This is a genomic window from Streptomyces sp. NRRL F-2664 (assembly GCF_000719345.1).
Lineage (GTDB): Bacteria > Actinomycetota > Actinomycetes > Streptomycetales > Streptomycetaceae > Streptomyces.
Genome location: NZ_JOFX01000017.1, coordinates 93,432 through 110,179, shown reverse-complemented (window position 1 = coordinate 110,179; position 16,748 = coordinate 93,432). Strand labels below are relative to the sequence as shown.

Annotated in this window: 15 protein-coding genes and 1 pseudogene; 11 read left to right on the top strand and 5 right to left on the bottom strand. The window is 72.4% G+C overall.

The genetic code is table 11. The features are described 5' to 3' along the window. Positions 1-10: 10 nt before the first annotated feature. From IF89_RS0117120 to IF89_RS0117075, 10 genes are all read left to right on the top strand, one after another. Positions 11-919 (top strand): NAD(P)-dependent oxidoreductase, encoded by a 909-nt coding sequence (locus IF89_RS0117120; protein ID WP_030768073.1) that lies wholly within the window; start codon positions 11-13, stop codon positions 917-919. Between the two features lie 68 nt (positions 920-987). Continuing rightward, entirely contained in the window at positions 988-1,698 is a 711-nt protein-coding gene (locus tag IF89_RS0117115) for a GntR family transcriptional regulator (protein ID WP_030768071.1), read from the top strand. 249 nt (positions 1,699-1,947) lie between these two features. After that, positions 1,948-3,690 (top strand): ABC transporter substrate-binding protein, encoded by a 1,743-nt coding sequence (locus tag IF89_RS0117110; protein ID WP_030768068.1) that lies wholly within the window; start codon positions 1,948-1,950, stop codon positions 3,688-3,690. Between the two features lie 20 nt (positions 3,691-3,710). After that, positions 3,711-4,697 carry an ABC transporter permease gene (locus tag IF89_RS0117105; protein WP_030768065.1) on the top strand — a complete coding sequence of 329 codons (987 nt, stop codon included), beginning with the start codon at positions 3,711-3,713 and terminating at the stop codon, positions 4,695-4,697. Further along, on the top strand, positions 4,694-5,680 hold the full coding sequence (locus IF89_RS0117100; protein WP_030768062.1) for an ABC transporter permease: 987 nt from the start codon (positions 4,694-4,696) through the stop codon (positions 5,678-5,680). Before IF89_RS0117105 ends, IF89_RS0117100 begins: the two co-directional genes overlap by 4 nt. Further along, positions 5,680-6,687: an ABC transporter ATP-binding protein gene (locus IF89_RS0117095; protein ID WP_030768060.1), complete on the top strand. Its 1,008-nt coding sequence runs from the start codon at positions 5,680-5,682 to the stop codon at positions 6,685-6,687. The genes IF89_RS0117100 and IF89_RS0117095 overlap by 1 nt, the downstream gene beginning before the upstream one ends. Beyond that, positions 6,684-7,700: an ABC transporter ATP-binding protein gene (locus IF89_RS0117090; protein ID WP_030768058.1), complete on the top strand. Its 1,017-nt coding sequence runs from the start codon at positions 6,684-6,686 to the stop codon at positions 7,698-7,700. The genes IF89_RS0117095 and IF89_RS0117090 overlap by 4 nt, the downstream gene beginning before the upstream one ends. A gap of 122 nt (positions 7,701-7,822) precedes the next feature. After that, complete coding sequence (locus IF89_RS0117085; RefSeq protein ID WP_030768055.1) at positions 7,823-8,164, top strand: hypothetical protein; 342 nt, start codon at positions 7,823-7,825, stop codon at positions 8,162-8,164. Between the two features lie 4 nt (positions 8,165-8,168). After that, positions 8,169-9,551, top strand: a complete 1,383-nt coding sequence (locus IF89_RS0117080; protein ID WP_030768052.1) for a hypothetical protein — start codon at positions 8,169-8,171, stop codon at positions 9,549-9,551. 31 nt (positions 9,552-9,582) lie between these two features. Then, complete coding sequence (locus tag IF89_RS0117075; protein WP_030768049.1) at positions 9,583-9,864, top strand: hypothetical protein; 282 nt, start codon at positions 9,583-9,585, stop codon at positions 9,862-9,864. Positions 9,865-9,901: 37 nt separating this feature from the next. Here IF89_RS0117075 and IF89_RS0117070 read toward each other — a convergent pair whose 3' ends face one another. Next, a complete protein-coding gene (locus tag IF89_RS0117070) occupies positions 9,902-11,962 on the bottom strand; it encodes a S9 family peptidase (protein ID WP_030768048.1) in 2,061 nt (686 codons plus the stop codon). 83 nt (positions 11,963-12,045) lie between these two features. Here IF89_RS0117070 and IF89_RS0117065 point away from each other — a divergent pair, with 83 nt between their 5' ends. Further along, complete coding sequence (locus tag IF89_RS0117065) at positions 12,046-13,608, top strand: MFS transporter (RefSeq protein WP_030768045.1); 1,563 nt, start codon at positions 12,046-12,048, stop codon at positions 13,606-13,608. A 4-nt stretch (positions 13,609-13,612) separates the two neighbouring features. On the opposite strand, the gene IF89_RS0117060 is transcribed toward IF89_RS0117065, so the two are convergent. The 4 genes and pseudogenes from IF89_RS0117060 to IF89_RS0117050 form a co-directional block, all read right to left on the bottom strand. Next, positions 13,613-14,125 carry an FBP domain-containing protein gene (locus IF89_RS0117060; RefSeq protein ID WP_030768042.1) on the bottom strand — a complete coding sequence of 171 codons (513 nt, stop codon included), beginning with the start codon at positions 14,123-14,125 and terminating at the stop codon, positions 13,613-13,615. An 82-nt stretch (positions 14,126-14,207) separates the two neighbouring features. Continuing rightward, positions 14,208-15,614 (bottom strand): cytochrome P450, encoded by a 1,407-nt coding sequence (locus IF89_RS0117055; RefSeq protein ID WP_030768038.1) that lies wholly within the window; start codon positions 15,612-15,614, stop codon positions 14,208-14,210. A 252-nt stretch (positions 15,615-15,866) separates the two neighbouring features. Next, positions 15,867-16,250 (bottom strand): annotated as a pseudogene (locus tag IF89_RS47685) (Imm7 family immunity protein); the annotation flags it as partial. Next, complete coding sequence (locus tag IF89_RS0117050; RefSeq protein WP_030768036.1) at positions 16,210-16,731, bottom strand: GNAT family N-acetyltransferase; 522 nt, start codon at positions 16,729-16,731, stop codon at positions 16,210-16,212. The gene IF89_RS0117050 and the pseudogene IF89_RS47685, both read right to left, overlap by 41 nt. Between the last annotated feature and the right edge of the window lie 17 nt (positions 16,732-16,748).

The following is a 16,748-nucleotide window of genomic DNA, read 5'->3' as shown; positions in this document are numbered from 1 at the left end:
CGCCGCGGCCATGGCCGCGGCGCTCGGCCCGGTCGCGGCCGCCGACGCCCTGGCCGCCGCGCTGCGCGGCGGCGTCGACCCGGAGAGCTGCCCCCGGCGCTCCGCGATCGCCGTGCCCGGCGTCGGTGAACTGCTGCTGATGCCGGCCGCGTCGGGCGCGTACGCCGGGGTGAAGATCGCCGGTGTGGCCCCGGGGAACCCGGCCCGGGGGCTGCTCCGCATCACCGGCTCGTACTTCCTGCTGGACGGTCCGACCCTGCGCCCGCTGGCCCTGCTCGACGGGGCGGCCCTGACCGCCCTGCGCACCCCGGCGGTCTCCGCCCTCGCGCTGCGGTACCTGGCCCCGGCCGGGCGGCCGCTGCGGCTGGTGCTCTTCGGCTCCGGACCGCAGGCGTACGGGCACGTGCAAGCGGTGTGCGCGGAACACGAGGTGGCGGAGGTCGTCGTGATCGCCCGCGACCGGGAGAGGGCCGAACGCCTCGCCGCGCACGCCCGCACCCTGGGGTCGGCCGCCCGGACCGGCACCCCGCAGGACGTGGCCGGCGCCGATCTGGTCGTCTGCTGCACCACGGCCCGCGAGCCGCTGTTCGACGGGCGGCTGGTGCGGCCCGGCGCGGTGGTGGTGGCCGTCGGTTCGCACGAGCCGACCGCCCGGGAGACGGACACCGCCCTCGTGCGACGCGCGGCGGTGTACGTGGAGTCGCGGGCGGCGGCCCTGCGGGAGGCCGGTGACCTGCTCGTCCCGGAGGCGGAGGGGGCCATCGGGCCGGGCCACATCACGGGCACGCTCGCCGACCTGGTGGCCGGACGGCTGCCCGGTGGTGTCGAGCGTGGTTGTCCACAGCTCTTCAAGAGTGTGGGCATGGCCTGGGAAGATCTTGCCGTGGCGGTCGCGCTGTACGAGGCCGCCGAAGTGTAGTGGCGCAACGTGACATTGTACGCTGTTGCTCTGCTCGTCGGCAGGTGAACGGTCTCGGAGGAAACGCGATGGGTGACCTGAAGCAGCACAGTCTCATCAAGGCCCAGGAGCGACTGCGCGACCAGGTCGGCCACGCCCTGCGGGCGGCGCTGATAGCGGGCGAACTGCGCCCCGGCAGCGTCTACTCGGCGCCCGGCCTCGCCGCCGAACTGGGCGTCTCGGCCACCCCCGTGCGCGAGGCCATGCTCGACCTGGCGCGCGAGGGGCTGGTCGAGCCGGTCCGCAACAAGGGCTTCCGGATCACCGAGGTCAGCGAGCGCGACCTCGACCAGTACACCGAGCTGCGCACCATGATCGAGGTGCCGACCATCGGCCGGATCACGAGGACGGCCACGGCCGAACAGCTGGAGGAGCTGCGCCCCATCGCCGAGGAGATCGTCACCAGCGCCCGCGAGCACAACCTCATCGGCTACCTGGAGGCGGACCGCCGCTTCCACCTCACACTGCTGGGCCTCGCCGGCAACGAACGGCTCGTCGAGACGGTCGGCGACCTGCGCAAGCGGTCCCGGCTGTACGGCCTGACCGGCCTGGACGAGGCGGGCAAGCTGGTCTCCTCCGCCGAGGAGCACATCGAGCTCCTCGACCTGATGATCAGCGGGGACGCCGAGGCGGCCGAGGCCTGTATGCAGCGCCACCTCGGCCACGTCCGCTCCCTCTGGGCCCAGGGCCGCGACGAACCGGTCGGCCGCGCCCCGGGCGGCCTGGGCGCCGTCCGCTGAGGGGGCCGCTCCCCCCACCTTCTTCGCACGGGCGGGCGCCCGCGAGCCTTCCTTCCAGGCCGCGGGCGCCCGCCCGTGCCATGCGCCGGCCGCCCTGACCAGCCCCAAGTGCCCTTACTGACAGGCGATTTGGACACGGCTGGATAACGGGAGGTCCAACCCCTTGTGCAGTGCAATTTCACATTACTATGTTACCGGTCACATCGCAGAGCTGTAGAGCCGCAGAGCGTGCCCCTCCCTGGAGTGACCATGAAGAAGCGCACCCAACTCGCCCTCGCCACCGCCCTGGTGGCCGCCCTCGTACTCGGCGCCTCGGGCTGCTCCGGCACCACGAAGGGCTCGACGGGCGCCGGCGCGGCGAACCCGGCCGCCGCCAACGACGGCAAGATCCTCGGCGGAACCCCCGTCAAGGGCGGCACCCTCACCGTGCTGTCCAACCAGGACTTCGCCCACCTCGACCCCGCCCGCAACTGGGTCATGCCGACCATGGACTTCGGCACCCGCCTGCTCTACCGCACCCTCGTCACCTTCAAGGCGGAGCCCGGCAAGGCCGGCAGCGAACTGGTCCCGGACCTCGCCACCGACCTCGGCACCCCCTCCAACGGCGGCCGCACCTGGACCTTCACCCTCAAGGAGGGCGTCAAGTACGAGGACGGCACCCCGGTCAGGGCCCAGGACATCAAGTACAACGTCGAGCGGTCCTTCGCCCCCGACCTCACCGGCGGCCCCGACTACGCCGCCCAGTACCTCGCCGGCACCGAGGGCTACAAGGGCCCCCTCCAGGGGCAGCACCTCGACTCGGTGAAGACCCCCGACGACCGCACGATCGTCTTCGAACTGGGGCGCCCCGTGGCCGAGTTCTCCGCCACCGCCACCCTGCCGACCTTCGCCCCCGTCCCGCAGTCCCAGGAGAAGGGCACCCAGTACGACGCCCGCCCGTTCTCCTCCGGCCCGTACAAGATCGAGTCGTACGACCGCGACAAGAAGCTCGTCCTCGTCCGCAACGAGCACTGGGACCCGGCGACCGACACCGTCCGCAAGGCGTACCCCGACCGCTTCGTGGTCGTCATGGGCCTCAAGGGCGGCCAGATCGACGACCGGATCATCGCCGGCGAGGGCGCCGACGCCTCCACCGTGCAGTACGCCGACATGCGCCCCGAGAGCGCCCCGAAGGTCCTGCCCAAGCCCGAGGTGAAGGCCCGGCTGCTCGCCGAGTCCCAGGGCTGCACGGAAATGCTCCACCTCAACAACTCGCGCGCCCCGTTCGACGACCCCAAGGTCCGCCAGGCCATGCAGTACGCCGTGGACAAGGAGGCCGTCGTCACCGCCGGCGGCGGACCCGCCCTCAACGAGGTCGCCACCGCCTACCTGCCCCCCGCCCTCTCCGGCGGCAAGCAGGCCGACACCCTGAAGATCCCCCCGGCGGGTGACCCGGCCAAGGCCAAGGAACTCCTCAAGGCCGCCGGCAAGGAGACCCTGAAGGTCTCCCTCGCCGTCTCCACCGGCGACAAGGGCAAGGCCGAGGCCATCCAGCAGGGCCTGGCCCGCGTCGGCATCGAAGTCGTCATCGACACCGTCGACCCGGGCGCGTACTACGACGTCATCGGCGACCTGTCGACCACGCCCGACATGACCCTCAGCGGCTGGTGCCCCGACTACCCCTCCGGCTCCACCTGGATCCCCTTCGTCTTCGACGGACGCACCATCAAGCCCAAGGGCAACCAGGGCAACTACAGCCAGTTCCGCGACGAGGAGGTCATGAAGCGCATCGACGAGATCAACGCCATGACCGACGCCAAGGAGGCCAACCAGGCCTGGATCGACCTCGACGCGAAGCTGATGGCGAAGTCGCCGAACGTCCCCGTCCTGCTGGAGCGCAAGCCGCTCCTCGTCGGCACCAACATCGCCGGCGCCTTCGGCCACCCGGTGTGGACCGGCACCATCGACTACGCGACGGTGGGCCTCAAGGACCCGTCGAAGAGCCAGGGCTGAGGAACCGGAGCCCTCACACCATGACCACGACGACCCCGGTCCCGGAGGACCACCCACCCCTGGGCGCAGCCGCCCCGACCCCACTCCCCGGGGCCGGCGCGGCCCCGCCCGGCAGCAGCCCGTGGCAGCTCGCCCGTCGGGAGATGCGCCGCCGCCCCGCCGTCCGGGTCAGCCTCGCCATCGTCCTCCTCTTCGTTCTGATGGCCGCCTTCGCACCCTGGCTGGGCGCGCTCGGCGGCTGGTCCCCGCACGAGTTCGACAAGTCCGCCGTCGACCCCTACCTCGGCGGCCAACCCCTCGGCGCGCTCGGCGGGATCAGTTCCGAGCACTGGCTCGGGGTGGAACCGGTCACCGGCCGCGACCTGTTCGCCCGCGTCGTGCACGGCGCCCAGGTCTCCCTCCTGATCGCGTTCGCGGCCACCGCGATCGTGGTCCTGGCCGGTACCGCCGCCGGGATCGCCGCCGGCTACTTCGGCGGCCGCACGGACACGGTCCTGTCCCGGCTCATGGACCTGACGATGTCCTTCCCGTCCCTCATCTTCATGATCGCGATGCTGTCCGTGGCCAAGGACGTCAACCGCCTCGTCCTGATGACCGCAGTCATCGGCGTCTTCGGCTGGCCCGGCGTCGCCCGCGTGGTCCGCGGCCAGACCCTCTCCCTCAAACACCGCGAGTACGTCGACGCCGCCCGCGTGGGCGGCGCCGGACCCTGGCGGATCCTGACCCGGGAGATCCTCCCCGGTGTGGCGGGCCCGGTCATCGCCTACACCACCCTGCTCATCCCGGGAATGATCAGCACCGAGGCCGCGCTCAGCTACCTCGGCGTCGGCGTCCGCCCGCCCACCCCCTCCTGGGGCCAGATGATCGCCGAGTCCGTCGCCCACTACGAGACGAACCCCATGTACTTCGTCATCCCCAGCGTCTTCCTCTTCCTCGCCGTGCTCGCCTTCACCCTGCTCGGCGACGCGCTGCGCGACATCCTCGACCCGAGGGGAGGCCGTACGTGATCGTCTACCTCGCCCGCCGACTCCTCGCCCTCGCCGGCGTGCTCCTCGCCATCGCCGCCGTCACCTTCGTCATCTTCTACGTGCTGCCCTCCGACCCCGCCGCGGCCGCCTGCGGCAAGACGTGCAGCGCGGAACGGCTGGCCGACGTACGCGTCCACCTCGGCCTCGACCAGCCGCTGTGGAAGCAGTTCGCCGACTTCCTGACGGGAATCTTCACCGGCCGCACCCTCGGCACCGGCCAGTACGCCGTCGTCTGCGACTTCCCCTGCCTGGGCTACTCGTACGAGAGCTCCCTGCCCGTGTGGGACCTGCTCATGGACCGGCTCCCGGTCTCCGCCTCCCTGGCCCTCGGCGCCGCCGCGCTCTGGCTGCTCCTCGGACTCGGCGCCGGCGTCGCCGCCGCCCTGCGCAAGGACACCGCCACCGACAAGGCCCTGATGGTCGGCGCCGTCGCCGCCGCCTCACTGCCGGTGTACTTCACCTCGGTCGTGCTCATCCACGGCGTCATCCGCATCGCCGGACTGCTGCCCTATCCCACCTACCAGGCCTTCAGCGACAACCCGCTCGGCTGGGCCGCCAACCTGCTCCTGCCGTGGACCGCGCTCGCGCTGCTGTACGCCGCCATGTACGCCCGCCAGAGCCGCGGCTCCATGATCGAGGCGATGGCCGAGCCGTACATCCGCACCGCCCGCGCCAAGGGCATGCCCGAGCGGACGGTCGTCGTCAAACACGGGCTGCGCTCCGGGATGACGCCGATCCTGACCCTCTTCGGCATCGACCTCGGCGGGCTGCTCGCCGGCGCCGTCATCACCGAGTCGATCTTCGGACTCCCCGGTATCGGACGGCTCTTCTACGGCGCCCTCGTCAGCTCCGACCAGCCCGTCGTCCTCGGCGTCACCCTCCTCGCCGCCTTCTTCATCGTCGTCGCCAACCTCGTCGTCGACCTCCTGTACGCCGTCATCGACCCGAGAGTGAGGTACTGATGACGACCACCGCCGTCCCGCTCCTCGCGGTACGCGACCTGCGCGTCACCTTCACCACCCCGCGCGGGACCGTCCGGGCCGTCGACTCCGTCGGCTTCACCGTCGAAGCCGGGCGCACCCTCGGCATCGTCGGCGAATCCGGCTCCGGCAAGTCCGTGACCTCGCTCGCCGTCATGGGCCTGCACCGCGGCGCGGTCGAAGTCACCGGGTCCGTCAGGCTCGCCGGACGGGAGCTGACCGGCCTGGGCGAACGTGAACTGGGCACGGTCCGCGGCCGCCGGATGGCCATGATCTTCCAGGACCCGCTCTCCAGCCTGCACCCCTACTACACCGTCGGGGAGCAGATCGCCGAGCACTTCCGGGTGCACTTCAAGGCCGGGCGGGCCGCCGCGCGCCGCCGCGCCGTCGACATGCTCGGCGAGGTCGGCATCCCGGAACCGGCCCGCCGCGCGGGGGAGTACCCGCACCAGTTCTCCGGCGGCATGCGCCAGCGCGCGATGATCGCCATGGCCCTGGCGTGCGAGCCCGACCTGCTCATCGCCGACGAGCCGACCACCGCCCTGGACGTCACCGTGCAGGCGCAGATCCTGGAACTGATCGCCCGACTCCAGCAGGACCGCGGGCTCGGTGTCGTGATGATCACCCACGATCTGGGCGTCGTGGCCCGCGTCGCCCACGAGGTCCTCGTCATGTACGGCGGCCGCGCCGCCGAACGGGCCCCGGTCGACGCCCTGTTCGCCGAGCCCGCCCACCCCTACACCCGCGGGCTGCTCGACTCGCTGCCCCGCCTCGACACCGCCGACGACGCGCCGCTCCCCTTCATCCCCGGCTCCCCGCCGTCCCTCCTGGCGCCGGCCGCCGGCTGCGCCTTCGCACCACGCTGCCCGCTGGCCGCCGACCCCTGCGCCGAGGTACGGCCCGGGCTCGCGGCGTACGGGGACGGCCCCGGCCGCACGGTGGCCTGCCACTTCGCCGGATCCCGCACCACCCCGGAGGCGGCCCGATGACCGAGACCACCGTGGCGACCACCGCCGGGACCGCGCCCGGCACGCCCGCACCACTGCTGTCCGTACGGGACCTGACCATGACCTTCCCCGGCCGACGATCCGTGACCGGGCGCCGGGGGGCGCCCGTGCGCGCCGTCGACGGGGTCTCCTTCGACCTGGAGGCAGGGGGGACCCTGGGCCTCGTCGGCGAGTCGGGCTGCGGCAAGTCCACCACCGGCCGGATGCTCGTACGGCTGCTGGAGCCCACCTCGGGCCGGGTGGTCCTCGACGGCGAGGACATCAGCCGGCTCTCCCAACGGGCCCTGCGCCCGCTGCGGGGGAGCCTCCAGATGGTCTTCCAGGACCCGCACTCCTCGCTGAACCCCCGCCAGACCGTGGCCCGGATCATCTCCGAACCGCTGCTGGTGCAGGGCCGCAGCGCGGGCGACGCCCGGCGCCGCGCCGCCGAGCTGATGGAACTGGTCGGCCTGATCCCCGAACACATCGACCGGTACCCGCACGAATTCTCCGGCGGACAGGCCCAGCGCATCGGCATCGCCCGCTCGCTGGCCACCAGCCCCCGGCTGATCGTCGCCGACGAACCGGTGTCCGCGCTGGACGTCTCCGTCCAGGCCCAGATCGTCAACCTCATGGAACGGCTGCGCGCGGAACTGGGCCTCGCCTACGTGTTCATCGCGCACGACCTGTCGGTGGTCAAACGGGTCAGCGACCGGGTCGCCGTCATGTACCTCGGCCGGATCGTCGAGATCGGGGACAAGGCGTCCCTCTACGAGAACCCCCAGCACCCGTACACCCGGGCGCTGCTGTCCGCCGTCCCGCTGCCCGACCCGGCGGCGGAACGGCGGCGGGAGCGGATCGTGCTGCTCGGCGACCCGCCGAGCCCGGCCGCCCCACCTCCGGGCTGCACCTTCCACCCGCGCTGCCCCAAGGCCCAGGAGATCTGCCGCACGGAGCGCCCCGCACTGCGGCCTGCCGCCTCCCGCGAGGTGGCGTGTCACTTCCCGGGTGACTGACGGGGATCACGGGAAGAAGCGGGGACCCGGGGCCGACACGATCGGCCCCGGGTCCCTGTGTTACCCGATGTTCCCCCTGGTCTGCCGTAGCCTCACGCAGCACAAATGATCCAGGGGCGGACATGACATCGAGTAGTGGTGGCTTTACCGCGAACGCGGCTTCCATCAACGGCAGTTCCCATCTCCTCGTGGAACTGGCGGGCCTGCTGTATGCGGGGCGGCCGGACGGCGAGCTGACCGTGATGGCCCGGGTGCCCCGTTCGCACCAGGAGGTGTCCACTGCCCTGGACTCCTTCGCGCGGTTCGGCAACGACCAGTACCTGGACACGATTTCGCTGCTGGCGGCGCTGGCCACGAAGCTCAAGGTGGCGGGCGGCGACTACGCGCAGACCGACCACGCCACGGAGGGCGCCTTCCGCTCGGTGCTCGACAACGGCCGCTTCATACCGGCCGAGGACAGGTGATGTCATGACCTACCGCACCGAGGTCGAGTTCCTCGAACTGTGCAGCCCTCCCCTGATCGAACGCACCGCCCACGAGTACCGCAGGCTCCACCTGCTCCTGGACTCGGCGGACCCCGCCTTTCTGAAGGCGACGCGCACCCAGTGGGTGAGCGAGGCCGAGGAACTCTACGTCAAACGGCTGGGCGAGGCGGAGAAGCTGGCCACCGCCCTGTCGGGAGCCTTCCGCACCGTCCACGCGGCGCTCGTCGACTACGCCGAGGCCGTCGGCCGGGCGAAGGAGCGCTTCGAGAGCGGTCTGGCGAGCGAGCGCGCCCTCTCCCGGGTCATGGCGCGGGTGGCCGGCCCCGTGACCGAGACCGCCCAGCGGGCCGAGCCGATGCGGCAGTGGGAGGACCTCCGCAAGCGCACCGGAGTCCTCGACTGGCTGGCGGAGATCACCGTCGACGTCGACGAGATCCGCGAGGAGGCGGAGCAGCACTACAACAGTGCGAAGGACGCCTTCGGCGACGCCGACCGCATCGAAAGCGCAGCACGCACCACGTGCGTGACCGCACTGGGCAAGGCCCGCAAGGACCTGCCCGACTTCCGTGGCGACCTGCCCCACCCGTCGGTGCTCCTCGCCGGGATGCCGGCCCTGCGGCAGGAGGTGGGAGAGGCGGCGCACGACCCCAACGCCGTGCTGCCCGGCGGCGGCCCTCGCGTCGACGGCATCGCCGCGAACCCCGGCGGCGAGACCGTGTCCCCCAAGCTGCGGGAGATCCGGTCCCGGCCGGCCGGACTCCCGCCCGCCATGGACCAGAACGAGTGGCTGCCGTCGGACTCGGACGAGGACCGCCGCGAGTGGATCCGCGCCAACCGCGCGCACATCCGGGACGCGGCCGCGTACACGGGCCTGCCGGCCGACATGCTCGCGGGAATCGCCTGGAAGGAGGTGCAGGGCGACCCGAAGTGGGCCGACAACATCGCGGTGAACTACCGGCGCAGCCAGTACGAGGTCTGGCCGGAGTTCCAGTGGGTGGCGGACAAGGCCGGCCTGTCGGGCGAGGCGGACCAGACGTCCATGGGGCCGATCGCCATCCAGCTCCGCCGCTCCGCCGAAGTGCTCGGCTACGACCCGGAGAACCTCACGCGGGACCAGCGGGACGAGATCCGGACCGCGACGCAGAACCCTTCGACGAACATCTACATCGCCGCCGAGTACCTCGCCCAGCTCAAGGCGGAGAGTACGTTCGCGAACGTGCCCGCCGAGCAGATGACCCCTGCCCAGTACCAGGAACTCGCCGCCCGGTACAACGGCGGACCGGGCTGGCGTACGGACGAGGCGCAGGCCTACGGCCGCCGCTTCGGCGCGAACATCGACAACGCGAGGCGGGCCCTGAATGACTGAGCGGCGGACAGCGGGAGCCACGCTCGCTCACGTGGTCACGGCCGTGTGGGCGACCGTGCTGGTGGGGCTGCACGCGGTGGCGGGGTTCTTCGTGCTGAACGCGGTGCTCACCGCGTCCGAAGGGCCCTGGGACCGTACGGTGACGGGCACCGCGCGGCTGATGGCCGGGCTCGGGCTGACGGTGGAGCTGATCGCCCTCGCGGTGACGGCGGCCGGTGTCAACACGGGCCGGCTGCGGCGCTGGTGGTACGCACCGGCGGCGGCGCTGGTGGTCGTGGCCCTGGTGCGCATGGTGTTCGCACCGCGGCCCTGACCACCGCCGGCGGGGTGGTCGGGGCCTCGGGTACGGTCTAGCTCCGGCCGAGCTCGCGGCGGAAGAAGTCCACCTCCAGGGCCATGATCTTCTCGCGGGTGCCGCCCGGGGTCATGTGGGTGACGCCCGGGAGGGCCAGGAGCCGGTGGGGGCGGCCCGCGTCCGTGAGAGCCCGGGACAGCCGCAGGGTGTGGGAGGGGTGGACGTTGTCGTCGGCCAGGCCGGTCACCAGCAGGAGCGGGCGGGACAGCTTCGGGGCGTCGGGCAGGAGCGAGTCCCGCTCGTAGACCTCCGGATGCTCCTGCGGCAGGCCCAGGTACCGCTCGGTGTACGCGGTGTCGTAGTGCCGGAAGTCGGTCGGTGCCGCCCCGGCGGCCGCGGCGTGGAAGACGTCGGGGCGGCGCAGTACGGCCATCGCCGACAGGTAGCCGCCGTACGACCAGCCGCGGATGCCGACCCGGCCGAGGTCGAGGTCGCCGTGGCGGGCGGCCAGCGCGTGCAGCGCCGCGACCTGGTCGTCCAGGGTCACCTCGGAGAAGCCGCGGTACATGGCGTGCGTGTGGGAGGGGGAGACATGGGCGGTGCCGCGGTTGTCGACGGTCACCACCGCGAAACCCTGGTCGGCCCACCACTGGCGGTGCTGCCAGCGGCGAGGATCCGCGGTGATGTCCTGGGCGCCGGGCCCGCCGTAGCTGTCCATCAGGACGGGCAGTCTGCGCCCGGTGACGTGCCCGCGGGGCAGGACGAGCGCCGTGGGGACCGCGTGCTCGGTGACCCGTTCCAGCAGGGGTGCCACCCGGTACGGCAGTGGCTGCGACAGGTCCGCGGGGGTGAACTCCCGCCCGTCGGGGGTGCGTACGACGCGCCGCACGCCGTCGGTGTCGGCGGAGGTCAGCAGCAGATACCCGGCCGAGGCGGTCACGGCGTGCACGCCGGGCCCGTCCGCGAGTGCGGTGGCCTCCCCGGTGGCGGTGTCGAGGAGCAGCACCTGCTGCTCCGCCGGGTCGCGCAGGGCCGCTTCGACCAGCAGCCGCCCCTCGTGCAGTCCGGCCACGGCGCGCACCTGCACGTCGTCCCCGGTGAGGGGTACGCCGTCCACGGCCAGGCCGCGCGCGGCGCCGCCCGGGGTGTCGACGGCGGTGAGCACGCGGCCGTCGGGGAGGCGGGTCGGGGTGCCGGCGACGGGGTCCACCCACAGGGGGTGTACGGTGCGCGAGAGTTCCCGGGTGCGGCCGGTGGCCGGGTCGGCGGAGAGCAGGACGACGTTCTGCTGGAGCCGGTCCTGGACGGTGAGGAGGATCTCCTCGGCCGACTCCCAGCCGGCGTCGGAGACGTACGGGTAGGCCGCGGCGTCCCACTCGATCCGGGTCCGGCTCCCGTTCTCCCCGAGCACCCACAGCTGGACATCGGCGTTGGGCCCGCCCGCCTCCGGGTAGGCGAAGTCCTCGGGCGGCAGTTCGGGACGGGCGGGGTCGGTGAACCACCGCCGCTGCAGGGCGGATTCGTCGACGCGGGCGGCGAGCAGGGTGACCCCGTCGGGGGACCACCAGTGGCCCCGTGAGCGGCCCAGTTCCTCGGCGGCGACGAATTCGGCCAGGCCCCAGCGGGCCCCGTCGTCGGGGCTGACCCGGCCGCCCGGGGCAACGTACAGGGCGTCGTCCGCGACGTAGGCGATGCGTGAGCCGTCGGTGTTGGGCCGCGGGTCCAGCGCGGGTCCGGCGGCGGGGACCGCCCCGGGGGCGCCGGCGCCGTCCGCGCCGACCTCGTAGAGCCGTCCGTACAGGGCGAAGGCGGCGTGGCGCCCGTCGCCGGACAGGGCGTAGGAGCCGATCCCGGCGGCGACGAGCCGGGTGCGCTCGCGCAGCCGGCGCTCGGCGGTGGGGAGCGGGCCGGGCTCCGGGCACAGCTCGCGCGGATCTGCAAGGCGGCGCTCCGCGCCGGTGGCGGTGTCGAGCACCCAGAGGCTGTCGAAGGCGTCGGTCGGTCCGGTCGAGCGGAGGAACCACAACAGCCTGCCCCCGTCCCCGAAGGACAGCGCACGCGGGGCGCCGTGGGCGAATCGGGCCGTGCTCGCGGAGAGCCTGAGGAAGTCATCCATGATCGTAGTGTGACATGTGCAATGTCACCGGCACTAGGCCGTTCGAGTGGTGACCCCCGGGGCGCGGGCTTAGCGTCGAGAGGGTGGACCCGAACGCAACACCGAGCAGCAGCGGGACCGGCGGCAAGGACGGCGCGGGCCGAGGCAGCGGCAACGGACTCGCCCTGGTCGTCATCGCGTCCTGTCAACTCATGGTGGTGCTCGACATCACCATCGTGAACATCGCGCTCCCGCACATCCAGAGCGACCTGGACTTCTCCACCGAGAGCCTCTCCTGGGTCGTCAACGCCTACACCCTCGCGTTCGGCGGCCTGCTGCTCCTCGGCGGCCGCACCGGCGACATCCTCGGCCGCAAACGCGTCTTCATCTTCGGCGTCCTGCTCTTCGGCCTGGCCTCGCTCCTGGGCGGGCTCGCCCAGAACGAAGGCCAGCTGCTGGCGGCACGGGCCCTCCAGGGCGTCGGCGGCGCCATCGCCTCGCCGACCTCCCTCGCCCTGATCACCACCACCTTCCGCGAAGGCCCCGCCCGCAACCGGGCGTTCGGCGTGTTCGCCGGAGTCTCGGCGGCCGGCGGCGCGATCGGGCTCCTCGCGGGCGGCATCCTCGTCGAATGGCTCGACTGGCGCTGGATCCTCTTCGTCAACGTCCCCATCGCGCTGGCGATCGCCGTGCTGGCCACCAGGGTCCTGCGCGAGTCCGAACGCCACCCCGGGCACTTCGACCTCGCGGGCGCACTGCTGTCCACCCTGGGCATGGTCGCCCTGGTCTACGGCTTCATCCGGGCCTCCCAGGAGGGATGGCGCGACCCGGTGACGCTCGGCTCGTTCGGCGCCGCCGTGGTCCTGCTGACCCTGTTCGTCCTCAACGAGCGGCGCTCGCCGCAGCCGATCACCCCGCTGCACATGTTCGCCGACCGCAACCGCGCCGGGACCTACGGAATCATGCTCATGCTCGCCTGCGCGATCTTCGGCATGTTCTTCTTCCTGACGCTGTTCGTGCAGATCGTCCTCGGCTTCAGCCCGATCCAGGCCGGCCTCGCCTTCCTGCCGGTCAGCGCGGTGATCGCGGTGGGCGCGGCCCTCACCGCGAAGCTCCTGCCCTCGTTCGGCCCCAAACCGTTCATGGTCTGCGGTGCGCTGTCCTCGGCGGTCGGACTGGCCTGGCTGACGCAGATCGACGTCCACTCCACCTACCTGGGCAGCGTCCTGGGCCCGATGCTGTTCTTCGCCCTGGGCATGGGCCTGCAGTTCGTCTCCCTGACGCTGATGGCCCTCTCCAACGTCTCCGACCGCGAGTCCGGGGCGGCGTCCGGACTGCTGAACTCGATGCAGCAGGTCGGCGGCTCGCTCGGCCTGTCGATCCTGGTCACCGTCTACGGCACCGCCAGCCGCAACGAGGCCAAGGAGCAGGTACCCGACTTCCTCGCCACGGCCGGCCCCGTGCAGCAGGCCCTTTTCGAACGCACGGGACAGCTCCCGAAGCCCTGGGGCGACCAGGTGCTGACCTCGGGCATCAGCGCCGCCTTCGTCGTGGCGGCCCTCTTCACCCTGGTCGGCGCGGTGATCGCGCTGTTCGTCATCCAGGTCCGCCCCTCCGACCTCGAACGCCTGAAGGGCAACCACGAAGCGGCGGCCGACCGCATCTGAGGCGTCAGGCGACCGCGACGCCCGTGACGCGGGACACGAAGCCGTCCAGGTTGCCCTCCATGCGCGCGATGCGCTCCTCCAGCGTCAGCGACTCCTCCTGCCGGCCGGCGCGCAGCTTCGGCTGCCGCTTGCCCCGTACGTAGAGGGAGCAGGCCAGGTCCGCGCAGATGTACGTGCCGACCGTATTGCCCTCGCGGCCGCGGGCGCCCGCCAGCGGCGCGGCGAGCAGGGTCACCCCGGAGGAGGCGTGGCCCGTCAGGCAGATCTGGCACAGGCTGGACTTCACCGCACTGGTCCGGCCCACGGACGGCACCCGCAGGGAGATCCCCAGCGGGCTCCCGTCCCGCGGCAGCACCAGATGGGCCCGCAGCGGCGCGCCCGGATCGACCCATCCCAGGAAGTCCAGGTCCTCCCAGGGCAGTTCGGCGAAGTCGAGGGGCAGGCGCATGCGCGCCGCCTCGCCCTTGGTGCAGTTCACGAAGGATGCGCGGATCTGTTTCTCGGTGAGTGGTTCCACGGGCGTCGACCCTATGGCGCACCGGGCCGGCCCGCACCCCAATATCCGGGGGCGCCCGTGGCCTCCCCCCTGCTGCGGGCCGTCAGCCGTCCAGGCGGCGGACCCGGCAGCGCACGGGGCCCTCGGTCCGCAGGGTGATCCCCGCGCCGACCGGGATCTCGGCGTCCACCGCCTCGAACGAGTACGCCCGCAGGATCATCGCCAATGCGATCACCGACTCCAGCATCGAGAAGTGCTGCCCGATGCAGGCCCGCGGCCCGCCGCCGAACGGGAGCCACGCGTACCGCGGCCGCCCGGCCTCCGCCTCCGGGGTGAAGCGGTCCGGGTCGAAGCGCTCCGGGTCGGGCCAGTGCTCAGGGCGGCGGTGCGTCACCCAGGGCGCGAGTATCACGTCCGCGCCCGCGGGGATGGCGTACCCGCCGATCCGGGTGGCGGCGACGGCCTTGCGGCCGATGACCGGCGCGGCCGGGTACAGCCGCATGGCCTCCTTGATCACCTGCGAGAGGTACGGGAGCCGCTCCAGGTCGGAGGCCTCCGGCCGGCGTCCGCCCAGGACGCGGGTAATCTCCTCGCGGGCCCGGTCCTGCTGCTCGGGGTGGCGGGCCAGCAGGTGCAGAGCGAAGCAGAGGGAGGTGGCGGTCGTCTCGTGCCCGGCGAGCAGGAAGATCAGCACCTGGTCGCGGAGTTCGGCGGCGTCGAACTCCTTGTCGTCCGCGCTCCGGGCGGCGGCCAGCAGCGTCAGCAGGTCCTCACCGGTGGCGCCGTCAGGGGACGCGCCGGCGCCTGTCCGGCGCCGCTGCCCGATGATCCGGTCGCAGACCCCGTACAGCTCGGCCATCGCGGCGGCCGCCCGCCTGTTGCCCGGGGTGGGCCAGCTGCGCGGGATGTTGGCGGGGGAGTACCCGCGGCGCAGGACGTAGTCGGTGATGACCGGGAAGCAGCGGGCCACCACGTCGGCGGTGGCTTCCACGTCGGTGCCGAAGAGGATCCGGGCGACCGCACGCAGGGCGAGGTGGGCCATCTCGTCGGCCACGTCGACGATGCCGTCCGGGGCCTCCTCCCAGGCGGTGACCACCGACGCGGTCTCGGCGGCGACGGCCCCGGCGTACCCGTCCACCCGGCGCCGCGTGAACAGCGGCTGCACGAGGCGGCGCTGGCGCAGGTAGTCCTCGTCCTGGCTGGTCAGCAGACCGTTGCCGAAGGACTCCCGGACCTCCTGGTAGAAGGCGTTGTCCTTGCGGAAGTTGGCCGCCTCGGAGGCGAGCACCTGCTGTGCGCCCTCGGGGGAGAACACGCAGTACAGCTCGGCCCGCATCCCGGGTGGCCCGGCCGAGACCCGTACGACGTCACCGCGCTGCTGCTGCGCCCGCAGATAGGTGCCGAGCGAGTCCGACTTCAGGTCCTGGAGTGACCCCAGGAGCGGCGCCCCGGGAAACAGGGGAACCTCCTCGTCCGTGTCGACGACGCCTGCGTTCCTGCCGATTGCCATGCCGATGCCCGTCCCCTCGTTCCTGCCACGGAGCCCGATTCTGCCGCCCGCCCCCACCCCCTGGCGAGACCTCCGCCCCACCGGACCGAACCGCCGGGGCGCAGCCGTTCCGCACGGCGAAGGGCGGGCGTGGCCGTGCTGACGACGGCGGACCGTCCCGTCCGAGGCGGGGGTCTCCTGTTCGAGGCAGGGGTCCTCCAGTACCGGAATGCAGGGCGACAGGGCCCTCTCCGTGTCCTCGGTGACCCGCCCGCGGACCATGTGCAGGACACGGATCTCGTTCTCGCGGCCGGGGTCCTCGTCGTCGCGCACGTGCATCACCCCGTACGAACCGGGCGCCAGGCGGCCGACTTCGCGGAAGAACGCCAGGACCTCCGGGTCGCGGTGGTTGTGGAAGCCGCCGAGGTGGAGGAACAGCTCTCCGTTCAACCACCGCAGGTCGAGCAGACCGGGACCGGCGATCTCCCCGATCCGGGCGGTGACGACCCCGGCGATCCGCCGGAGGCGGTCGTTGCCGAGGCCGCTTCCCCCGTCTTCGTCGTGGGCGTCGGCGCTCTCCTGGACGTTGATCCAGCCGTGGTACTCGAACACGTCGTCAGAGCACCCGCCGGTAGCGGAGTTCGGCGAGGGTGACATCGTCGTAGACGTCGTCCTGCGTCCCGCCGTCGGCCCCGTAGCCGGCCCGCTCGTAGAAGCGCCGGGCCCGCAGGTTGTCCCGGAGGACCCACAGGGCCGACGTCTCCACGCCCTGGCCCTTCATCGCGGCGTGGGCCGCGTCGAGAAGTCCGCGGCCGATGCCCGTGCCGATGCGGTCCGGCGCCACGTACAGGGCGTAGACCTCACCCACCCGCCCGGCGCCGGGGATCCCGCCCCGGGGCGGCCCGAAGCAGACCCACCCCACCGGGCCGCGGTCGCCGACCGCCACGAGGTCCCTGGACTCGCGCCCGGTGTGGTTGAACCACTGCCTCCGCCGGTCGGTGTCCTCCTCGACCGTCATCGCGTCCAGGTAGGACTGGGGAACGATGCCGGCGTACGCCGCCTGCCAGCCCCGGACCCGGATCGCCGAGACGGCCTCGATGTCGGCCTCGTCCATCTCACGCACGCGCACACGCACCATCGCGCCAAGGTAAGCCA

Coding starts and splice junctions, on each gene's coding strand:
- IF89_RS0117120 (WP_030768073.1), top strand. CDS start 11: ATGGCCGCGGCGCTCGGCCCGGTCGCGGCCGCCGACGCCCTGGCCGCC.
- IF89_RS0117115 (WP_030768071.1), top strand. CDS start 988: ATGGGTGACCTGAAGCAGCACAGTCTCATCAAGGCCCAGGAGCGACTG.
- IF89_RS0117110 (WP_030768068.1), top strand. CDS start 1,948: ATGAAGAAGCGCACCCAACTCGCCCTCGCCACCGCCCTGGTGGCCGCC.
- IF89_RS0117105 (WP_030768065.1), top strand. CDS start 3,711: ATGACCACGACGACCCCGGTCCCGGAGGACCACCCACCCCTGGGCGCA.
- IF89_RS0117095 (WP_030768060.1), top strand. CDS start 5,680: ATGACGACCACCGCCGTCCCGCTCCTCGCGGTACGCGACCTGCGCGTC.
- IF89_RS0117090 (WP_030768058.1), top strand. CDS start 6,684: ATGACCGAGACCACCGTGGCGACCACCGCCGGGACCGCGCCCGGCACG.
- IF89_RS0117085 (WP_030768055.1), top strand. CDS start 7,823: ATGACATCGAGTAGTGGTGGCTTTACCGCGAACGCGGCTTCCATCAAC.
- IF89_RS0117080 (WP_030768052.1), top strand. CDS start 8,169: ATGACCTACCGCACCGAGGTCGAGTTCCTCGAACTGTGCAGCCCTCCC.
- IF89_RS0117070 (WP_030768048.1), bottom strand. CDS start 11,962: ATGGATGACTTCCTCAGGCTCTCCGCGAGCACGGCCCGATTCGCCCAC.
- IF89_RS0117055 (WP_030768038.1), bottom strand. CDS start 15,614: ATGGCAATCGGCAGGAACGCAGGCGTCGTCGACACGGACGAGGAGGTT.
- IF89_RS0117050 (WP_030768036.1), bottom strand. CDS start 16,731: ATGGTGCGTGTGCGCGTGCGTGAGATGGACGAGGCCGACATCGAGGCC.